We start from the raw sequence: 19,427 nt of genomic DNA on the forward strand, positions 1-19,427 counted from the left end.
CATCCACGCCTAGCCTGGAACCATGGCGCCCACCGACCAGCGCACCGGCGACCCGGCCGGTCACACCGCCGACCGCGAGGCGGCGTTCTACGCGATCGTCGACTCCGACGGGCGCATCGAACCGCGCGACGACATGCCCGAGGCGTACCGGAAGTCGCTGGTCCGGCAGATCGCGCAGCACGCGCACTCCGAGATCATCGGCATGCAGCCGGAGGGCAACTGGATCAGCCGAGCGCCGAGCTTGCGCCGCAAGGCGATCCTGCTGGCCAAGGTGCAGGACGAGGCCGGCCACGGCCTGTACCTGTACGCGGCGGCCGAGACGCTCGGCACGAGCCGCGACCAGCTGCTGGACAAGCTGCACACGAAGCGGCAGAAGTACTCCTCGATCTTCAACTACCCGACGTTGACGTGGGCGGACGTGGGCGCGATCGGCTGGCTGGTCGACGGGGCGGCGATCACGAACCAGGTGCCGCTGACGCGCTGCTCGTACGGCCCGTACGCCCGGGCGATGGTCCGCATCTGCAAGGAGGAGTCCTTCCACCAGCGGCAGGGCTTCGAGTCGCTGCTGACGCTCACCCGCGGCACCGAGGCACAGAAGGCGATGGCCCAGGACGCGCTGGACCGGTGGTGGTACCCGAGCCTGGCCATGTTCGGCCCGCCCGACACCGGCGAGCAGGCGTCCGGCGGCCACACAGAGCAGTCGATGCGCTGGGGCATCAAGCGGTTCAGCAACGACGAGCTGCGGCAGCGCTTCGTCGACATGACGGTGCCGCAGTCCGAGGTGCTGGGGCTGACCATCCCCGACCCCGGCCTGCGCTGGAACGACGAGCGCGGCCACTACGACTTCACCCAGCCCGACTACGACGAGCTGTTCCGCGTCATCAAGGGCGACGGCCCGTGCAACGAGCAGCGGCTGCGGCACCGGGTCGCCGCGCACGAGGACGGAGCCTGGGTGCGCGAGGCCGCCGCGGCCTACGCGCGCAAGCGACAGGAGAAGGCAGCATGACCGCCGAATGGCCACTCTGGGAGGTCTTCGTCCGGGCCAGGCGCGGCCTGTCGCACAACCACGTCGGCAGCCTGCACGCGCCCGACGCCGCCATGGCGGTGCGCAACGCCCGCGACGTCTACACGCGGCGCGGCGAGGGCGTCTCGATCTGGGTGGTGCCGTCCGACCAGATCACGGCGAGCAGCCCGGACGAGAAGGACGCGTTCTTCGACCCCGCCGCCGACAAGGTCTACCGGCACCCGACGTTCTACGAGGTGCCGGCGGAGGCGAAGCACCTGTGAGCGAGCGGTACGCCCTGGCGCTCGGCGACGACGCCCTGGTCCTGGCGCAGCGGCTGGGGGAGTGGGTGGCCCGCGCGCCGGAGCTGGAGGAGGACGTCGCGCTGGCGAACATCGCGCTCGACCTGCTCGGCCAGGCCCGCACCCTGCTGACGTACGCGGGCGAGCTGGAGGGACGGGGCCGCGACGAGGACGCGCTCGCGTACTGGCGCGACGACCGCGAGTTCCGCAACCTGCTGCTGGTCGAGCTGCCGAACGGCGACTTCGCGGTGACGATGGCCCGCCAGCTGGTCTTCGCCGCCTACCAGTACGAGCTGTACGACCGCCTGCGCGCCGGCGCCGACGACACGCTGGCCGCCATCGCGGGGAAGGCGGTGAAGGAGGTCCGCTACCACCGCGACCACGCCACCCAGTGGGTGCTCCGCCTCGGCGACGGGACGGACGAGAGCCGCGGCCGCATGGTCGCCGGCCTCGAGACGGTCTGGCCCTACGTCGACGAGCTGTTCGAGCCGTTCGACGGCGCCGGCGTCGACCCCGCGGCGCTGCGCGAGCCGTGGACGGCGTACGTGCACGGCGTGCTGGCCGAGGCCGGCCTGGCCGTGCCCGAGCCGGCCACACGACGAGGCGGCGGACGGGACGGCCTGCACACCGAGCACCTCGGCTACCTGCTCGCCGAGCTGCAGCACCTGCACCGCTCGCACCCGGGGGTGACGTGGTGAGCGCCGTCCGCGAGATCGTCGCCGCCGTCCAGGACCCGGAGCTGCCGGTCGTGACCATCGAGCAGCTCGGCATCCTGCGCGACGTCCGGGTCGACGACACCGGCGCTGTCACCGTCGACATCACGCCGACGTACTCCGGCTGCCCGGCGATGGACGCCATCCGCGCCGACATCGCCGCCGCGCTGGCGAGGAACGGGGTGGACGACGTCGAGGTGCGGACGGTGCTGGCTCCGGCCTGGACGACGGACTGGATCACCCCCGACGGCCGCGCCGCCCTGGAAGAACACGGCATCGCGCCGCCCGGGCCCGCGCACGGCACCGTCACGACGCTCACCCTCTCGGTCCGCTGCCCGCACTGCGGCTCCCCGGACACCCGCGAGCTGGCCCGGTTCGGCTCGACGGCGTGCAAGGCGCTCTGGGTCTGCCGGGCCTGCCAAGAGCCGTTCGACCACGTGAAGGCGCTATGACGACGACCACCGCGGCGCCGCGCGAGCGGCGACGGCACTCCGTCACCCACCGGCTGCGCGTCGCCGCCGTCGACCGCCTGACCGACGACGCCGTCGCGGTCACGTTCGCCGTGCCGGCCGAGCTGGCCGCCGACTACGAGTTCGACGCCGGCCAGCACGTCAACGTCGCCCTGCCCGGCGGTGACGGCGTGCGGCGCAGCTACTCCATCTGCTCGCCGGCCGGGTCGGGCGTGCTGCGCATCGCGGTGAAGCGCATCCCCGGCGGCGCGTTCTCGTCGCACGCGCTGGAGACGCTGGCGGCCGGCGACGAGGTCGACGTCATGACGCCGGCCGGGCGGTTCACGCCGCCCTTCGCGCCGGAGCAGACGAAGCACTACGCGCTGGTCGCGGCCGGCAGCGGCATCACGCCGGTGCTGTCGATCGTCGCGACGGCGCTCGACACCGAGCCGGACAGCCGGGTCACGCTGCTCTACGGCAACAGGACGTCGTCCTCGGTGATGTTCCTGGACGAGCTGGCCGACCTCAAGGACCGCCACCCCGGCCGCCTGCAGTTGGTGCACGTGCTGTCCCGCGAGCCCGGGTCGACGGAGCTGCTGTCCGGCCGGCTGGACGGCGAGCGCCTCGGCCGCGTGCTCGACACCCTGCTGCCGCCGGACACCGTCGACGACTGGTACCTGTGCGGCCCGTACGACCTCATCACGACCGCCCGCGGGGTGCTGGCGGCCCGCGGCGTCGACCGCGCACACGTCCACGCCGAGCTCTACCACGTCGGCGACCCGCCGCCGACGATCCGGGAGGAAGCCCGGCAGCAGGCCGTCACCTGCGCCGTCACCGCGTCGCTGGACGGCCGCCGCACCGAGGTCACCGTCGACGATCCGGACGAGACCGTGCTCGAGGCCGTGCTCCGGGTCCGCAACGACGCGCCGTTCGCCTGCAAGGGCGGTGTCTGCGGCACCTGCCGGGCGAAGGTGCTCGACGGCGCCGTCACCATGGAGCGCCGCTACGCCCTGGAGGACGACGAGATCGCGGCCGGCTACGTCCTGACCTGCCAGTCGCACCCCACGACGCCGACCCTCGAGGTCGACTACGACGCCTGACCCACCAGGCCGTTCTCGTACGCGGCGATGACGAGCTGCGCGCGGTCGCGGGCGGCCAGCTTGGCCAGCAGGTGGCCGATGTGCGTCTTCACCGTCTTGATCGAGATGGTCAGCGTGGCCGCGATCTCGTCGTTGGACAACCCGGCCGCGACCAGCGCCAGCACCTCGGTCTCGCGGTCGGTCAGCCGGTCCAGGCCGGCGGCCGGCGCACGAGCGGGCCGGCCGACGTAGTGCTCGACCAGCCGGGTCAGGATGCTCGGCGCGAACAGCGACTCGCCCGCGTGCGTGCGCCGGATCGCGTCCAGCAGCTGCTCCGGCCGTGCGTCCTTGAGCAGGAAGCCGCTGGCCCCGGCCCGCAGCGCCGCGTACACGTACTCGTCCAGCTCGAACATGCTCAGCACGAGGACGTGCACGCCGGCCAGCCCGGGGTCGGCGGTGATGCGGGCGGTCGCCTCGATGCCGTCGCCGCCGGGCATCCGGATGTCCATGAGGACGACGTCGGGGCGCAGGTCGGCGGCGAGGGCGGACGCCTCGGCGCCGGTCGCGGCCGTCCCGGCGACGGCGAGGTCCGGCGCGGCGTCGAGCAGCAGCGCCAGGCTGTGCCGGAGCAGCGGCTGGTCGTCGGCGATCAGCACCCGGACGGTCACGGGACCGCCCGGCCGGGGAACGACGCGGTGACGGCGAACCCGGCGCCGGCCGGGCGCGCCGCGAGCGTGCCGCCGAGCGCCGTCACCCGTTCCCGCAGGCCGGCCAGCCCGTGCCCGGCGCCGGGACGCGGCTCCCAGCCCGCGGCCGGGCCGTCGTCGCCCACCGTGACGACGACCGACCCGCCGTCGCGGCGCACACCGACGCGGACCCGGGTCGGCCCGGCGTGCCGGGCGGTGTTGCTCAGCGTCTCGCGGACCACCGCGCACACCGTCAGCTGCGTGCCCGGCGAGACGCCGTCCAGCTCCGGGAGGTCGAGGGACGCGTCGAGGCCGGCGCCGCGGGCCGCCGCGACGATGCCGGGGAGGTCGGCCAGCGACTCCGCCGGCCGCAGCGCCGCCGTGGCGTCGGGTGTGCGCAGGACGGTGAGCATGCGGCGCAGCTCGGTGGTGGTCTCGCGGCTGACCTCCTCGATGTCGGCCAGCGCCGCCGCCTGCTGGCCCGGGTCGTCGAGCCGGACGGCGACCGCGGCGCGGACGGTGATCAGGCCCAGCCCGTGCGAGACGAGGTCGTGCAGGTCGCCGGCGATGCGCAGCCGCTCCGCCTGGGCGGCCCGCTCGCCGGCCCAGGCCGCCAGCCGGTCGTCGTAGGCGCGCCGCTCGCGGCGGGTGCGCAGCACGGCCCACACCGCGATCAGCACCGCGAGACCGACGACGACCAGCGGCAGCAGTTGCGTCGCGGGGTCCTGGTTGCCGATCGTCATGAGCCCCGACACCAGCAGGAAGAGCGCCGCCCAGGCCACCGGCCAGGCCCGTGAGCTCCAGGTCGGGCGGCTCTCCATGGTCCGAGTCTAGGGAGGCCACCACCCCGCGGCATCGGACCACGGTCCGAGCGACCGTGGCCCGATGACAACGCGCCCGCGCTGGGCTGACATGGGCGCATGCTCACTTTCGACGATGTGGTGAAACGGCGCGGCTCGCGCGACGTCCTCGCCGGCGTGACGTTCCGGGCCGAGCCGGGCCGCGTCACCGCCTTCCTCGGCCCGAACGGCGCGGGCAAGTCCTCGACCCTGCGGATCCTGCTCGGCCTGGACCGGCCGACGTCCGGGACGGCGCTGGTGGACGGGCGCCCGTACGCGGCGCTGCGGCGGCCGCTGCGGGTGGTGGGGTCGGTGCTGGACGGGTCCGGGGCGCACCGGTCGCGGCCGGCGCGGCAGCACCTGGCGTGGGTGGCGCGCAGCAACGGGATACCGCGCCGGCGGGTCGGCGAGGTGCTGGAGCAGGTCGGGCTGGCGGACGCGGCGCGGGTGCGGGCCGGGCGGTTGTCGCTCGGCATGGGCCAGCGGCTCGGGCTGGCCGCCGCGCTGCTCGGCACGCCGTCGGCGCTGGTGCTGGACGAGCCGGTCAACGGGCTGGACCCGGAGGGGATCCGGTGGATCCGCGGACTGCTGCGCTCGTTCGCCGACGACGGCGGGACCGTGCTGCTGTCCAGCCACCTGATGGGCGAGGTCGCCTCGCTGGCCGACGACCTCGTGGTGATCGCCGGCGGACGGGTCGTGGCGGCCGGCCCGCTGGACCGGGTCACCGCCGGGTACCCGTCGCTGGAGGACGCCTTCTTCGCCCTCACGGACGGTGCGCGATGACCGCGCTGGACGCCGCCGCCCGCACCGTCCCGGTCACGCGCCTGCTGGCCGACGCCGTCGCGGCCGAGTGGCGCAAGGCGCTGACGCTGCCCGCCACGCTGATCGCGCTCGCCGTCGCGGTCGCCGGGCCGCTCGCGCTGGCCGCCCTCAACGCGAGCCAGGACGCCACCGACTCCGCCGCCGAGGCCGCGCTGGCCGCGTCGCCGCTGCTCACCATCGGCGCGATCGTCCTCGGCGTCGTCACCGCCGGCAGCGAGTACAGCGCCGGCCGGCCGGTCGCCGTCACGTTCGCCGTCATGCCGCGCCGCGCCGTCGTGCTGGCGGCGAAGTCGGCCGTCGTGACGGGGCTGGTCCTGGCGGCCTCCGCCGTCGCGATGCCGGGAGCGTTCGTCGCCGCGCGGGCGGCCGGCGGCGGACCGGGGGAGACCGAGCCCGGGCGCTGGCTCGGCGTCGCCGTCTACGCGGTGCTCATCGCGCTCATCGCGCTCGGCATCACCACGCTGACCCGCAGCACCGTCGTCCCGCTGATCGTGCTGGTGGCGAACGGGACCGTCGTGTCGCTGGCGTTCCTGCTGTACCAGGTGACGCCGCTCGCGCTGTACCTGCCGGACCTCGCCGGCATGCGGATGCTCGCCGGCGACGACCGGATCGCGATCGACGACGCGCTCGCCCCGCTGCCCGGCGGGCTGGTCATGGCCGCCTGGACGGTCGCGCTGCTGGCCGTCGCGGCCGCCGTGCAGCACCGCCGGGACGCCTGACCCGGGCCGCGCGCCCGGTACGCTGCCGTGGTGGTGCTGAAAGCCGATGCGATCCTGCTCGACCTCGACGGGACGCTGGTCGACTCGACCGACTCCATCGCGCGCTGCTGGCTGCGCTGGTGCCGTCAGTACGACGTCGACCCGGCCCGGCTGGCCGACGCGCACGGCCGCACCACCGCCGACATCGTCGCCGACCTCCTGCCGGGGCCCATGGTCAGCGCCGCGCTGGCCCGCATCGACGAGATGGAGATCGAGGACGCCGTCACGGTCCGGCCCATGCCCGGCGCGGCCGAGCTGCTGGCCTCCATCCCGGCCGGCCGCCGCGCCGTCGTCACGTCCGGCAGCGCCGTCATCGCCGCCGCCCGCATGCGCGCCGCCGGGCTGACGCCGCCCGGCGTCGTCGTCACCGCCGACGACGTGCTGCGCGGCAAACCACATCCGGAGCCGTACCTGCTGGGTGCGCAGCGGCTGGGCATCGAGCCCGGCCGCTGCGTCGTCGTCGAGGACGCGCCCAGCGGTATCGCCGCGGCCCGGGCGGCCGGCATGGCCGTCGTCGGGATCGTGTCCACGCACGAGGCGCGGCAACTGGAGGCCGATCTCGTCGCCGGCAGCCCGGCCGAGGTCAGGATCGACGGAACCGGCCCGCTGCTCGTCGACGTCACAGCCCCGTGACCACCGCACTCGCATCGCACCAGCCGTGGAGCCGGCAGCAGCGCCGCCGCGTCCTCTGGCCCATTCTCGGCCTGGTCGCGGCGGCCGGCTGCGCCGTCGTCGTGCTCGGGCTCGCGGTCGGCGACCTCGCGCCGTCCACCATCGCCACCGCCACGCTGTTCGCGCTGCTGCCGGTGGTCGTGGTCGTCGGCGCGTTCCTGTGGCTGGACCGCTGGGAGCCCGAGCCCGGACGGACCATGCTGGCGGCGTTCCTGTGGGGTGCCGGCGTCGCGACGCTCGGCGCGCTGCTGGTGAACTCGTTGGTCGCGGTCACGTACGGCGAGTACACGTCGTCGGTGGTGTCGGCGCCGTTCGCCGAGGAGGCGCTGAAGGGCGCCTTCCTGGTCGGCCTGCTGTGGCGGCAGCGCCACGAGCTGGACGGGCTGGTCGACGGCATCGTCTACGCGGGGCTGGTCGCGGCCGGGTTCGCGTTCGTCGAGAACATCCTCTACCTGGGCCGGGCCTTCGACACCGCGTCCATCGACGGGTACAGCGTGTTCGTGGTGCGCGGCATCTTCTCGCCGTTCGCGCACCCGCTGTTCACCGTCTTCATCGGCATCGCCGTCGGACTCGCCGCGGGACGGCGCTCGGTCGCCGCGCGGGTGCTGCTGCCGATCGTCGGGTACCTGCTGGCGGCCGGGCTGCACGCGCTGTGGAACGCCTCGGCGCTGTGGGACGACGGCCAGGGCTTCATCGCCGTCTACGTCGTGGTCATGGTGCCGGTGTTCGCCGCGATGCTCAGCATCGCGCTCTGGCAGCGCCGCCGCGAGCAGCGCGTCGTCGCCGCCCGGCTGGGCGAGTTCGTGCAGGCCGGGTGGATCCCGTGGTACGAGGTCGACCTGCTGTCGACCATGCGCAGCCGGCGTCGCTGGACCGCGGCGATGAAGTCGCAGTACGGCCGCGACGCCGCCGGCGCCGTGCGCGCCTACCAGGTCGCCGTCACCGAGCTGGCGTTCCTCGTCAACCGGCCGCGGCACGCCCGCGGCGACGATCGCGACGACCCCCGGCTGGCCGAGGTGCTGGCCTTCGTCGGCGAGACCCGCGCCCGGGCCGTCGCGCTGACCAGCGCCGGACGGTGAGGCGAGTCGGCCCGCGGGCCCGGATCACGGTAGCCTTCATTCATGCCTGACGAGCTCTTCACCCTCGCCGCCGCCACGTCCGGCGCGCCGGGGGCCGCACCCTTCGGCCGCGTGTCGGTCGCCATGGTCACCCCGTTCCTCGACGACGGCGGCCTCGACCTCGAGGGGACGTCCGCCCTGGCGGAGAAGCTCGTCGCCGACGGCGCCGACGGCCTCGTCGTCGCCGGCACCACGGGCGAGAGCCCCACCACCTCCGACGCCGAGAAGGACCTCGTCCTGCGCGCCGTCGTCGAGGCCGTCGGCTCCCGCGCCCGCGTCGTCGCCGGCGTCGGCACCTACGACACCCGGCACACCAGCGAGCTGGCCCAGGCCGCGCAGAAGGCCGGCGCCCAGGGCCTGCTGGTCGTCTCGCCGTACTACAGCCGCCCGCCGCAGGAGGCGCTGTACCAGCACTTCGTCGCCGTCGCGTCGGCCACCGACCTGCCGGTCATGCTCTACGACATCCCGGTCCGCACCGGCGTGCCCATCGCCACCGAGACGCTGGTCCGGCTGGCCGAGCACGACCGCATCGTCGCCGTCAAGGACGCCAAGGGCGACGTCTTCGCGTCGTCCGAGGTCATGGCCCGCACCGGGCTGGCCTACTACTCCGGCGACGACGCCCTCAACCTCGCCCTGCTCACGCACGGCGCCGTCGGCATGGTCAGCGTCGTCGGCCACGTCGCGGCGGCCGAGTACGCCCACATGGTGCGCGCGCTCGACTCCGGCGACCTCGTGCGCGCGCTGCAACTGCACCGCCGGCTCATCCCGGCCGTGCGCGGCATCATGGGCTCCGGCCAGGGGGCCACCATGGCCAAGGCCGCCGTCGAGCTGCGTGGCGTCATCCGCAACCGCACGGTGCGCTCGCCCCTCATCCCCGCCACCGACGAGCAGGTCGCGCAACTGCGCGCCGACCTCGCCGAGGCGGGGCTCGCATGAGCCATCCGCACCCGGAACTCCCCTCGCCGCCGTCCCTCGACCCCGCCGCGCTGCGCGTCGTCCCGCTCGGCGGGCTCGGCGAGGTCGGCCGCAACATGACCGTGTTCGAGTACGGCGGCCGGCTGCTGATCGTCGACTGCGGCGTGCTGTTCCCCGAGGACAACCAGCCCGGCGTCGACCTCATCCTCCCCGACTTCGAGTACATCCGGGACCGCCTCGACGACGTCGAGGCGATCCTGCTGACGCACGGGCACGAGGACCACATCGGCGCCGTCCCGTTCCTGCTGCGCGAGAAGCAGGACATCCCCGTCGTCGGCTCCCGGCTGACCCTCGCGCTGATCGAGGCGAAGCTCCGGGAGCACCGCATCGACGCCTACCAGCTGCAGGTCAAGGAGGGGCAGTCGGAGCGGTTCGGCCCGTTCGAGGTCGAGTTCCTGGCCGTCAACCACTCCATCCCCGACGCGCTGGCGCTGTCCATCCGCACCCCGGCCGGCGTCGTGCTGCACACCGGCGACTTCAAGATGGACCAGCTGCCGCTGGACGGCCGGCTCACCGACCTCAACGGGTTCGCCCGGCTCGGCGACGCCGGCGTCGACCTGTTCATGACCGACTCCACCAACGCCGAGGTGCCCGGCTTCACACCGCACGAGCGCGACATCGCCGACGTCCTCGACGGCGTCTTCACCCGCGCGCCGCGCCGCGTCGTCGTCGCGTCCTTCGCCAGCCACGTCCACCGCGTGCAGCAGGTCCTCGACGTCGCCGTCGCGCACGGCCGCAAGGTCGCCTTCGTCGGCCGGTCCATGGTGCGCAACATGGGCATCGCCCGCGACCTCGGCTACCTCACCGTCCCCGGCGGCACCCTCGTCGACCTCAAGTCGATCGACGACCTCCCGCCCGACAAGGTCGTGCTGATGTCGACCGGCTCGCAGGGCGAGCCGATGGCGGCGCTGTCGCGCATCGCCAACCGCGACCACCCGGCCATCCGCATCGAGCCCGGCGACGTCGTCGTGCTGGCGTCGTCGCTGATCCCGGGCAACGAGAACGCCGTGTCCCGGGTCATCAACGGGCTCACCCGCGAGGGCGCCACCGTCGTGCACAAGGGCAACGCCAAGGTGCACACGTCCGGCCACGCCTCCGCCGGCGAGCTGCTGTTCGCGTACAACCTGGTCAAGCCGCGCAACGTCATGCCGATCCACGGCGAGACCCGGCACCTGTTCGCCAACGCCGACATCGCCGTCGCCTCCGGGGTGCCGCGCGAGCGGGTCGCGCTGGCCGAGGACGGCGTCGTCGTCGACCTCCTCGACGGCGTCGCGCGCGTCGTCGGCGCGGTGCCGTGCGGCTACGTCTACGTTGACGGCTCCAACGTCGGCGGCGTCGCCGAGGCGTCGCTGAAGGACCGCCGCATCCTCGGCGAAGAGGGCTTCATCTCCGTCGTCGTGGTCGTCGACTCCGTCACCGGGAAGGTCACCGGCGGGCCCGAGATCCACGCCCGCGGGTTCGCCGAGGACGACAGCGTCTTCGACGACATCCGGCCCGAGCTGGTGGCGGCGCTGGAGAAGGCGGCCGAGGGCGGCAACGCCGACACCTACCAGCTGCAGCAGACGGTGCGCCGCACCATCGGCCGCTGGGTCGGCGGCCGGCTGCGGCGCCGTCCGATGATCATCCCGGTGGTCGTCGAGTCGTAGCCGCCGCCTCGCCCAGCGCGGCGAGGATGCGGCGCCAGCCGTTGCCCATGATCGTGCGCGACAGCTGGTCGGCGGGGGAGCGGGGGTCGAAGCCGCGGTGGGTGAACAGCACCCGGGTGCCGCGGCCCTCCCGGCGCAGCTCGAAGCGGACCACCCAGCCGCGCGGCCCGTCCGCCGCGGCGTCGTCCCAGCTGAAGCTGAGCAGCTCCGGCTCGACCGCCTCGAGCACCTCGCAGGCGACCGTGCCGGAGAAGCCGACCGCCTCGATCGGCTTCGCCGCCATCGTGAACCGGGCGCCGACCCGCGGCTCGAACCCGTCCGGGCGCATCAGCCAGCGGGCCAGCAGCTCCGGCGTCGTCAGGGCGCGCCAGACCAACTCCGGCGGGTGCGGGTAGAACTGGTCCAGCTCGATCTCGGTGGTCATGGGCGGTCCTCGCCGGCGAGGTCGTCCAGCACGTCGCCGAGGTCGGTGAGCCGGGCCCGCCAGTACCGCTCGTACGGCGTCAGCCAGTCGCGGACGCCGACGAGCGGGCCCGCGTGGACGGTGTAGTAGCGGTGCCGGCCGCGCTGCTCCTCGCGCACGAGGTCGGTGTCGCGGAGCACGCGCAGGTGCTCGGAGACGCTGGGGCGGGCCATGTCGAACCGGTCGGCGATGTCCTGGACCGTCTGCTCGCCGTCGAGCAGGAGATCGAGGATGTCGCGGCGGGTCGGGTTGGCCAGCGCACCGAACAACCGGTCCTCCGGCGACGTCTTGCCCCGTTGCGGCATGGCCCCGTTCTACCTCACCCGGCGGCCGACAGGACGTAGCCGTTGCCGTCGGGGTCTGCGAACGTGGCCTGGCGGCCCCACGGCAGCTCGTTCGGCCCGTCGACGCTCACCCCGGCGGCCCGCAGCCGCTCGACGTCGGCATCGAGATCGGACGACGCCAGGATGGTGCCGGCCGACGTCCCCGCCGCTGCGCCCGGGAACGGCCGGTGCAGCACGATCGCCGTCGCCGCCCCGGGCGGGGCGACCTCCAGCCAGCGGTTGTCGCCCATGGCGAGGTCGGTGCGCACCTCGAACCCGAGCACGTCGGCATAGAACTCCCTGGCCCGCTCCTGGTCGTCGACGAACATGGTCAGCGTCTGGATCTGCGTCAGGCTCATGTGGTGAGCATAGGTAGGAATTTTCCTACGCGTCAACCCAACGTCCATGATCATCAACCTTTTGCGACGTCATAGCAGCCCAGAAGGTTGATGATCATGGAGCGTTGGGTTGGGGAACGGTGGACGGTAGGACGGCAGGGGTGGCGGACGGTGTGCCAGCGCGGGCTGTGCCCGGTTCTTCCCCGTCCCCCTGATAGCTGCCCGTTCTTAGGCCGCGGTGCCGCGGGTCAAGCGGTGCTTCGCTCGCGCGAAGCGCCGTTCGGCTCCGCTTGAGGCGCGGTGCCACGGCTAAGAGAATGGGCAGCAGGGGGACGGCGAACTGGAGCAAGGTGGCGCACCGTGGCACCACGGCGCACCGCACAGCGGCGAGCCGCGGCGCAGTGGCGCACTCGGCAAGCGTGCCAACGGGGCCGGCGCATCCAGCAGGCGAGCTGGCCAGCCGGCCGGTCAAGCGGCCCGGCAGTCGGTCGGCCGTCGACCAGGGGCCGAGCTGACCAGCCAGCCAGTCCGCCGGTCAGCAGTCGGCCAGGAGCCGAGCTGACCAGCCAGCCAGTCCGCCGGCCAGCAGTCGGCCCTGCGGTTGGCGGACTGGTCGGCAGAATGCGAGGTGGCCAGCCAGTCAGACGGTCGGTCGGTCGGCCGGTTGACCAGGAGCCGAGCTGACCAGCCAGCCAGTCGACCAGCCGGCGAGCCAGCCAACCAGCCGGCCGGCCAGGCGGTCGGCCGATCGGTCAGCGGGTCGACCTGTGCACAGTGCGCCGTCGCGAACGTTCCTCGATCCCCACCCCACCTGCAACAACGGACATTTCACCCGACGCGCCGGGGCTCGTGTGACTGAAGATGCGCCTGTGTCGGATGTAGTGTGATCTCCATGGCGACCCGAACAGCCACGGCACGGTCGCGAAGCTCGTCGGGTACCCCCAAGCGGCGTACCCCGGCTCGCGGCCGGAAGCGTCGCGCACCTGAGCCGCCCCCACCGCCGCCACCTCCGGAGCCGAGTCTCGCCGCGCAGTTCTTCGGCGGCATCGGCCGGATGTTCGTCGGCATCTGGATGGGCATCGCACACGTCGTCGGCGGCGTGGCCCGCAGTGTGGGACGGACGGCGACGAGCCTCGAGGCCGACCAGCGGCGCGACGGCGTCGGGCTGTTCCTCATCGGGACGGCGTTCATCGTCGCCGCGTCGGTGTGGTGGACGCTGGACGGCAAGATCTACGAGGCCGTGTACCAGGGCATCGCGGGCGCCATCGGCACGGGCGCGTACGTCGCGCCGGTGCTGCTGGCCATGGCGGCCTGGCGCACGCTGCGCCACCCCGACCGCAACGGCCCGGGCGGCCGCCAGGTCATCGGCTGGGTGTGTCTCGCGCTGGGCACGCTCGGCCTCGCGCACATCGCCGGCGGCATGCCGCGCCCGGTCGACGGGCAGGTGGCGATGGAGCGGGCCGGCGGCGCCATCGGCTACGTCTCCTCGACCATCCTGGCCGACCTGCTGACGGTGTACGTGGCGGGCCCGCTGCTGGGCCTGCTGACGCTGTTCGGCGTGCTGGTCATCACCGGCATCCCGCTGTACGAGGTGACGGCGCAGCTGCGGGCCGCCGCGCTGGTCGTGGGCGGCTGGCTGGGCTTCCGGCCCCCGGTCGCCGACGGCGAGGAGGCCGACGCCCGGGGGCGGCGCCTCGCGCCCAGCGACGACGAGCCGTACGACTCGCCGGTGCTGCGCGAGAAGCCGAAGCGCCGGCGCAAGGCCGAACCCGAGCCCGACGCCGACGACGACACCGCCGAGCTGGCCGGTCTCGGCGCCGAGGACGACACCCCGACGGAGCCGGCGGTCGTCGACCGCGAGCTGCGCAAGCGGAAGAAGAAGGGCGCCGACGAGCCGGCCGAGCCGCCGCCGCACACCCCGATCCCGCAGCGGGTCGAGCAGCTGGCGCTGTCCGGCGACATCACGTACACGCTGCCCAACAGCGACCTCCTGCGCCAGGGCAGCCCGCACAAGGCCAAGTCGGCCGCGTCCGACCAGGTCGTCGACTCCCTGATGGGCGTGTTCGACCAGTTCAACATCGACGCCGTCGTCACCGGCTACACCCGCGGCCCGACGGTGACGCGGTACGAGGTCGAGCTGGGCACGGCGGTGAAGGTCGAGCGCGTCACGGCGCTGTCGAAGAACATCGCCTACGCGGTCGCCTCCGCCGACGTCCGCATCCTGTCGCCGATCCCGGGCAAGTCGGCCATCGGCATCGAGATCCCCAACACCGACAAGGAGATCGTCAGCCTCGGCGACGTCATGCGCTCGCCGGTGGCCCGCAAGGACCACCACCCGATGATCGCCGGCCTGGGCAAGGACGTCGAGGGCGGCTTCGTCGTCACGAACCTGGCGAAGATGCCGCACCTGCTGGTGGCGGGCGCCACCGGCTCCGGTAAGTCGAGCTTCATCAACTCGATGATCACGTCGATCCTGATGCGCGCGACGCCAGACGAGGTGCGGCTGATCATGGTCGACCCCAAGCGGGTGGAGCTGTCGGCGTACGAGGGCATCCCGCACCTGATCACGCCGATCATCACCAGCCCGAAGAAGGCGGCCGAGGCGCTGCAGTGGGTCGTGCGCGAGATGGACATGCGCTACGACGACCTCGCCAACTTCGGCTTCCGGCACGTCGACGACTTCAACAAGGCGGTCCGCGCGGGCAAGGTGAAGGCGCCCGAGGGCAGCGAGCGGGTGCTGACGCCGTACCCGTACCTGCTGGTCATCGTCGACGAGCTGGCCGACCTCATGATGGTCGCCCCGCGCGACGTCGAGGACTCCGTCGTCCGCATCACGCAGCTGGCCCGGGCGGCCGGCATCCACCTGGTGCTGGCGACGCAGCGGCCGTCGGTCGACGTCGTCACGGGTCTCATCAAGGCGAACGTGCCGTCGCGGCTGGCGTTCGCGACGTCGTCGCTGGCCGACTCCCGCGTCATCCTCGACCAGCCGGGCGCCGAGAAGCTGGTCGGCCAGGGTGACGGCCTGTTCCTGCCGATGGGCGCGAGCAAGCCCATCCGCGTCCAGGGCGCCTGGGTCACCGAGACCGAGATCGCGTCGGTCGTCGGCCACTGCAAGGAGCAGCTGGAGCCGAGCTACCGCGAGGACGTCACGGCGCCGCAGGCGGCCAAGCGTGAGGTCGACGAGGACATCGGCGACGACCTCGACCTGCTCTGCCAGGCCGCCGAGCTGGTCGTCAACACGCAGTTCGGCTCGACGTCGATGCTGCAGCGCAAGCTCCGAGTCGGGTTCGCGAAGGCCGGCCGGCTGATGGACCTGATGGAGAGCCGCGGCATCGTCGGCCCGTCCGAGGGGTCGAAGGCGCGCGACGTGCTGATCAAGCCCGACGACCTCGACGAGGTGCTGGACGCCCTGCGCGGTGACTGAGCCCGGGTACGTCCTGACCGAGGACCGGCCGCGCGGCGACGTCCGCGCGGCCGTCCTGCTGCTGCACGGCGGCCGGTCGGAGAGCCGCGAGCCGGTCCGGCCGCGGCAGCCGTCCGTGCTGCGGCTGCGGCCGTTCGCGCGGGCGCTGCGGCGGGCCGGCGGGCCCCGGGGGCTGACGGTGTGGCGGCTGCGGTACGCGGTCCGCGGCTGGAACGGCGCCGACGAGTCGCCGCTGGACGACGTCCGGGCCGCGCTGGCCGCGGTGGCGGCGCGCGACCCGGACGTGCCGGTGGCGCTGGTCGGCTACTCCATGGGCGGACGGTCCGCCGTGCGCGTGGCGGGGGAGCAGCCCGGCGTCGTCGCGGTGGCCGCGCTGGCGCCGTGGCTGACCCCGTCCGAGCCGCCGTCGCTGCTGGCCGGCAAGCACGTCCTGCTCATGCACGGCAGCGCCGACACCACGACCGACCCGCGCGCGACGGCGGCGCTGGCGGCCGCGCTGGCCGGCGTGGCCGCGTCCTGCCGGTACGTCCCGGTGGCCGGCGACCGGCACGCGATGCTGCGCCACCCGTCGGTCTGGCACCGCGAGGTGGCCCGGTTCGTGCTGGCCCGCACGGGCCTCGCCGCCCCCGATCAGGCCCGCTGACGGCGGCCGGTGCCGCCGCGCTGCCACGGGCGCGGGCCGTCCAGCGGCCGGTAGTCCACCCCCAGCGCGTCGAGCCGCTCCAGGTGCGCGGGCAGCCGCCGCAGCAGCCCGGCGGCGTCGCGGCGCTCCGGCGCCGTCCAGGCGACCTCGGCCAGCGCGCTGAGCCGCGGGAACGCCGCGTACTCGACGGCGGACGGCGTCGGCAGGTACTCGGTCCAGTGCTGGCCCTGCACGCCGATCAGCCGGCCCGGCCCGTCGCCGGTCTCGGGCTCCCAGGCGGCGACGTCCTCGACGGTGATCAGGCCGCCGATGGCCAGCGGCTCGTCCGCGCCGTCGGACTGGTGGTAGTCGAAGTACGCCACCTCCTTGGAGCACATGACGACGTCGTGACCGGCCGCCATCGCCTTGACGCCGTAGTCGCTGCCGCGCCAGCCCATGACGACGGTGTCGGCCGGCATGCCGCCGTCGTCGACGACCTCGTCCCAGCCGACGACCCGCCGGCCCCGCGTCGTCACGTGCTCGTGCAGGCGGCGCAGGAACCAGCTCTGCAGCTCGTCGACGGAGGCCAGCCCCAGCTCGGCGGCGCGGGCGGCGGCCGCGGGGCTCGCCCTCCACTCCGTCCGCGGGACCTCGTCGCCGCCGAGGTGCACCCACGGTCCGGGGAACACGTCCAGCACGGTGTCGAGGACGTCGCGGGCGAACGCCAGGGCCTCGTCCGTCGGCGCCAGCACGTTGTCCGAGATGCCCCACGTGCGCCGCACCTGCACCGGCTGCCCGGTGTTGCCCAGCTCCGGGTATGCGGCCAGCACCGACTGCACGTGGCCGGGCAGGTCGATCTCCGGGACGACGGTGACGGCGCGCGCGTCGGCGTAGGCGACGATCTCGCGCAGGTCGTCGAGCGTGTAGAAGCCGCCGTGCGGGGTGCCGTCGAAGTCGTCCGTGCGGCCGATGACGGTCTCGGTGCGCCACGAGCCGGCCTCGGTGAGCCGCGGGTGCGCCGGGATCTCGACCCGCCAGCCCTGGTCGTCGGTGAGGTGCAGGTGCACGACGTTGAGGCGGTGGAGCGCCGCGAGGTCGATCAGCTTGAGCACGAACGCGACCGGCTGGAAGTGCCGCGCGACGTCGAGGTGCACGCCGCGCCACTCGAACCGGGGCGCGTCCTCGATGTCGGCGCACGCGACCTCGACGGGTCCGGCGGCGACGGGGGCGCGGCGCAGCGCCGCGGGCGGCAGCAGCTGGCGGAACGTCTGGACGGCGCGCGCCAGCGCCGCGGCGGTGCCGCCGTCGATCGTGACCCGCTCGGGCGTGATCGTCAGCCGGTAGCCCTCCGGGCTGTCGCGCACGGTGTCGCCGAGGCGCAGGACGATCGTCGCGGCGGGGTCGGCGGCCGGCACGACCGGCGCGCGGACCCCGGCGCCGGTCAGGACGTCGTGCAGCAGCCAGGCGGCCCGGCGGGCGTCACCGTCCGCGCCGATGGCGGTGTCGTGGTCGAGGGTGAGCGTCCCGGCGCGCGGCTCGTGGACCAGGGGCAGCGGGACGAGGGCGGGCACAGGGTGGTCAGGCATGGTCGGCTCCTGGTTGTCCGTTCTCCACGACGAAGGTCGCGCGGGTGCTGATCGGCGCGCCTGGCTGCGAAATGTACGGCACGACCCGGAAGTCGTTGACGAGTTGGTCCGGGGTGACCGTGACCCGCAGGTAGCCGCGCTGGAAGTTGCAGAACTTCAGGTGCGGGTTGGCCCGCAGGTAGTCCTCACCCACCGGCAGCATGTCCGCGCCGTCGCGGTTGCTGCTGATCGAGGTGCCGACGAACTCGGCGCCGACCACCGGCGACTCGGGGTCGTCGTAGTCGGCCTTGAGGTCCATGACGTAGTTGCTGTGCCGGTCGCCGGTGACGACGACGAGGTTCTCGGCGCCGCGCTGGTGGGCCTCGGAGAGCACGCGCTCGCGCTCGGCGACGTAGGCGTCCCAGGAGTCCGCGAACCAATGGTCGACGTTCTCGTCGGGGTTGCGGTCGAGCTGCGCCATGGGGACCTGGTTGCCGATGATCTGCCAGCGTGCGCTGGACGACGAGAAGCCGTCGACGAGCCAGTCGGCCTGCGTGCCGCCGAGCATGGTGGCGTCGGGGTCCAGCCGGCCGTCACGCGCGGACCGGTACTGCCGCGAGTCCAGCATGGTGATGTCGGCGAGCTCGCCATAGCCGAGACGGCGGTGGATGCGGATGTCCGGGCCGGCCGGGGTCTGCGTGTGCCGCAGCGGCAGGTTCTCGTACATCGCCTGGAACGCGGGCCGCCTTGCGCTGCCGGAAGACGGCGGGGTCCTGGTCCGGTTCGGTGTCGGGCTTGGACGCGCCGGCCTGCCACCCGTCCTCGACCTCATGGTCGTCGAAGGTGTGGATCCACGGGCACAGGGCATGCGCGGCCTGCAGCTGCGGGTCGGACTTGTACAGCGCGTACTGCAGCCGGTAGGCGGTGAGGTCGGCGCACTCGTCGAGCATGTAGTCCGGCAGCGGGTTGCCGTCGTGGTCCGTGGTGAACCCGTAGGACTCCTCGTAGATGTAGTCGCCGAGGTGCACCACCAGGTCCAGGTCCTCGGTCGCCAGGTGCTGGTAGGCGGTGTAGTGGCCGGCGTGGTAGCTCTGGCAGGACGCGACGCCGAACGAGAGCGAGTCCGGCATCGTGCCCGGCGCCGGCGCGGTCCGGGTGCGCCCGGTGGGGGAGAGCTGGTCGCGGACGCGGAACCGGTACCAGTACTCGCGGCCCGGCTGCAGTCCGTGCACCTCCGGGTGCACCGAGTACCCCAGCTCGGGCGAGGCGAACACGGTGCCGGCCTTCACCACGTCGGCGAAGCGTTCGTCGGCCGCCACCTGGTACTGGACGGGGTAGGTCGCGGGCGGCATGCCGCCCAGGCCGTCCGGCGCGAACGGCTCGACCGCGAGCCGGGTCCAGAGCACGACGCCGTCCGGCGCCGGGTCGCCGGAGGCCACGCCGAGCGTGAACGGGTTCGCGTAGAGCCGCGGCGCCGCGTAGGCGATGGTGTCCCACCACCCGGTGCCGAGCAGGACGGCCGCGGTTCCGGCGCCGCAGTAGCCGAGGAACCGGCGCCGGCTGAGGGCAGGGTGACGCGCGCGTTCGGACATGGGTCTCCTGTCGTCGGGCTCGTCGATCAGGGGGCGAG

19 protein-coding genes and 1 pseudogene are annotated in these 19,427 nt (G+C 73.7%); 13 read left to right on the top strand and 7 right to left on the bottom strand.

Annotated elements, in window-relative coordinates:
• Window positions 1–22 precede the first annotated feature (22 nt).
• The 5 genes from paaA to paaE are packed head-to-tail and all read left to right on the top strand — an operon-like array spanning window position 23 to window position 3,567.
• Window positions 23–1,006, top strand: a complete 984-nt coding sequence (paaA, locus tag BLV02_RS01630; RefSeq protein WP_069113868.1) for a 1,2-phenylacetyl-CoA epoxidase subunit PaaA — start codon at window positions 23–25, stop codon at window positions 1,004–1,006.
• The gene (paaB, locus tag BLV02_RS01635; protein ID WP_069113867.1) at window positions 1,003–1,287 is read left to right on the top strand and encodes a 1,2-phenylacetyl-CoA epoxidase subunit PaaB; all 285 of its coding nucleotides are present in this window, start codon (window positions 1,003–1,005) and stop codon (window positions 1,285–1,287) included. Before paaA ends, paaB begins: the two co-directional genes overlap by 4 nt.
• Window positions 1,284–2,003, top strand: a complete 720-nt coding sequence (gene paaC, locus BLV02_RS01640) for a 1,2-phenylacetyl-CoA epoxidase subunit PaaC (protein WP_069113866.1) — start codon at window positions 1,284–1,286, stop codon at window positions 2,001–2,003. Before paaB ends, paaC begins: the two co-directional genes overlap by 4 nt.
• The gene (gene paaD / locus BLV02_RS01645) at window positions 2,000–2,470 is read left to right on the top strand and encodes a 1,2-phenylacetyl-CoA epoxidase subunit PaaD (protein ID WP_069113865.1); all 471 of its coding nucleotides are present in this window, start codon (window positions 2,000–2,002) and stop codon (window positions 2,468–2,470) included. Before paaC ends, paaD begins: the two co-directional genes overlap by 4 nt.
• Window positions 2,467–3,567: a 1,2-phenylacetyl-CoA epoxidase subunit PaaE gene (gene paaE / locus BLV02_RS01650; protein ID WP_069113864.1), complete on the top strand. Its 1,101-nt coding sequence runs from the start codon at window positions 2,467–2,469 to the stop codon at window positions 3,565–3,567. The genes paaD and paaE overlap by 4 nt, the downstream gene beginning before the upstream one ends.
• Here the strand turns inward: paaE and BLV02_RS01655 are convergent.
• Together BLV02_RS01655 and BLV02_RS01660 are read right to left on the bottom strand one after the other, a co-directional pair.
• Window positions 3,555–4,214 (bottom strand): response regulator, encoded by a 660-nt coding sequence (locus BLV02_RS01655; protein ID WP_069113863.1) that lies wholly within the window; start codon window positions 4,212–4,214, stop codon window positions 3,555–3,557. The genes paaE and BLV02_RS01655 overlap by 13 nt on opposite strands.
• The gene (locus tag BLV02_RS01660) at window positions 4,211–5,053 is read right to left on the bottom strand and encodes a sensor histidine kinase (protein WP_069113862.1); all 843 of its coding nucleotides are present in this window, start codon (window positions 5,051–5,053) and stop codon (window positions 4,211–4,213) included. Before BLV02_RS01660 ends, BLV02_RS01655 begins: the two co-directional genes overlap by 4 nt.
• 99 nt (window positions 5,054–5,152) lie before the next feature.
• Between BLV02_RS01660 and BLV02_RS01665 the strand changes: the two genes are divergently transcribed.
• From BLV02_RS01665 to BLV02_RS01690, 6 genes are read left to right on the top strand one after another with little or no spacing between them, the layout of a single operon-like run.
• Window positions 5,153–5,854, top strand: coding sequence for an ABC transporter ATP-binding protein (locus BLV02_RS01665; protein WP_069113861.1), 702 nt, complete (start codon window positions 5,153–5,155; stop codon window positions 5,852–5,854).
• Window positions 5,851–6,612: an ABC transporter permease gene (locus tag BLV02_RS01670; RefSeq protein ID WP_069113860.1), complete on the top strand. Its 762-nt coding sequence runs from the start codon at window positions 5,851–5,853 to the stop codon at window positions 6,610–6,612. The genes BLV02_RS01665 and BLV02_RS01670 overlap by 4 nt, the downstream gene beginning before the upstream one ends.
• A 30-nt stretch (window positions 6,613–6,642) precedes the next feature.
• Window positions 6,643–7,284, top strand: coding sequence for an HAD-IA family hydrolase (locus BLV02_RS01675; RefSeq protein ID WP_176986512.1), 642 nt, complete (start codon window positions 6,643–6,645; stop codon window positions 7,282–7,284).
• Window positions 7,281–8,402: a PrsW family intramembrane metalloprotease gene (locus BLV02_RS01680; protein WP_069113858.1), complete on the top strand. Its 1,122-nt coding sequence runs from the start codon at window positions 7,281–7,283 to the stop codon at window positions 8,400–8,402. The genes BLV02_RS01675 and BLV02_RS01680 overlap by 4 nt, the downstream gene beginning before the upstream one ends.
• Window positions 8,403–8,444: 42 nt before the next feature.
• Window positions 8,445–9,377 carry a 4-hydroxy-tetrahydrodipicolinate synthase gene (gene dapA / locus BLV02_RS01685; protein ID WP_069113857.1) on the top strand — a complete coding sequence of 311 codons (933 nt, stop codon included), beginning with the start codon at window positions 8,445–8,447 and terminating at the stop codon, window positions 9,375–9,377.
• A complete protein-coding gene (locus tag BLV02_RS01690) occupies window positions 9,374–11,062 on the top strand; it encodes a ribonuclease J (protein ID WP_069113856.1) in 1,689 nt (562 codons plus the stop codon). The genes dapA and BLV02_RS01690 overlap by 4 nt, the downstream gene beginning before the upstream one ends.
• Here BLV02_RS01690 and BLV02_RS01695 read toward each other — a convergent pair.
• From BLV02_RS01695 to BLV02_RS01705, 3 genes are read right to left on the bottom strand one after another with little or no spacing between them, the layout of a single operon-like run.
• Window positions 11,037–11,486: an SRPBCC family protein gene (locus BLV02_RS01695; RefSeq protein ID WP_069113855.1), complete on the bottom strand. Its 450-nt coding sequence runs from the start codon at window positions 11,484–11,486 to the stop codon at window positions 11,037–11,039. The two genes, BLV02_RS01690 and BLV02_RS01695, sit on opposite strands and share 26 nt — an antisense overlap.
• Window positions 11,483–11,830: an ArsR/SmtB family transcription factor gene (locus BLV02_RS01700; RefSeq protein ID WP_069113854.1), complete on the bottom strand. Its 348-nt coding sequence runs from the start codon at window positions 11,828–11,830 to the stop codon at window positions 11,483–11,485. Before BLV02_RS01700 ends, BLV02_RS01695 begins: the two co-directional genes overlap by 4 nt.
• 14 nt (window positions 11,831–11,844) lie before the next feature.
• On the bottom strand, window positions 11,845–12,207 hold the full coding sequence (locus BLV02_RS01705; RefSeq protein WP_069113853.1) for a VOC family protein: 363 nt from the start codon (window positions 12,205–12,207) through the stop codon (window positions 11,845–11,847).
• Between the two features lie 1,033 nt (window positions 12,208–13,240).
• Here BLV02_RS01705 and BLV02_RS01710 point away from each other — a divergent pair.
• Both BLV02_RS01710 and BLV02_RS01715 read left to right on the top strand, forming a co-directional pair.
• Window positions 13,241–15,610 (top strand): FtsK/SpoIIIE family DNA translocase, encoded by a 2,370-nt coding sequence (locus BLV02_RS01710; protein ID WP_069113852.1) that lies wholly within the window; start codon window positions 13,241–13,243, stop codon window positions 15,608–15,610.
• Window positions 15,603–16,253, top strand: coding sequence for an alpha/beta hydrolase (locus BLV02_RS01715; RefSeq protein ID WP_069113851.1), 651 nt, complete (start codon window positions 15,603–15,605; stop codon window positions 16,251–16,253). Before BLV02_RS01710 ends, BLV02_RS01715 begins: the two co-directional genes overlap by 8 nt.
• Here BLV02_RS01715 and BLV02_RS01720 read toward each other — a convergent pair.
• Complete coding sequence (locus BLV02_RS01720; protein ID WP_069113850.1) at window positions 16,241–17,818, bottom strand: beta-N-acetylhexosaminidase; 1,578 nt, start codon at window positions 17,816–17,818, stop codon at window positions 16,241–16,243. The genes BLV02_RS01715 and BLV02_RS01720 overlap by 13 nt on opposite strands.
• Window positions 17,811–19,389: pseudogene (locus tag BLV02_RS38175) on the bottom strand (alkaline phosphatase D family protein). Before BLV02_RS38175 ends, BLV02_RS01720 begins: the two are co-directional and overlap by 8 nt.
• Window positions 19,390–19,427 lie beyond the last annotated feature (38 nt).

This window comes from Jiangella alba, from assembly GCF_900106035.1.
GTDB classification, from domain to species: Bacteria; Actinomycetota; Actinomycetes; order Jiangellales; family Jiangellaceae; genus Jiangella; species Jiangella alba.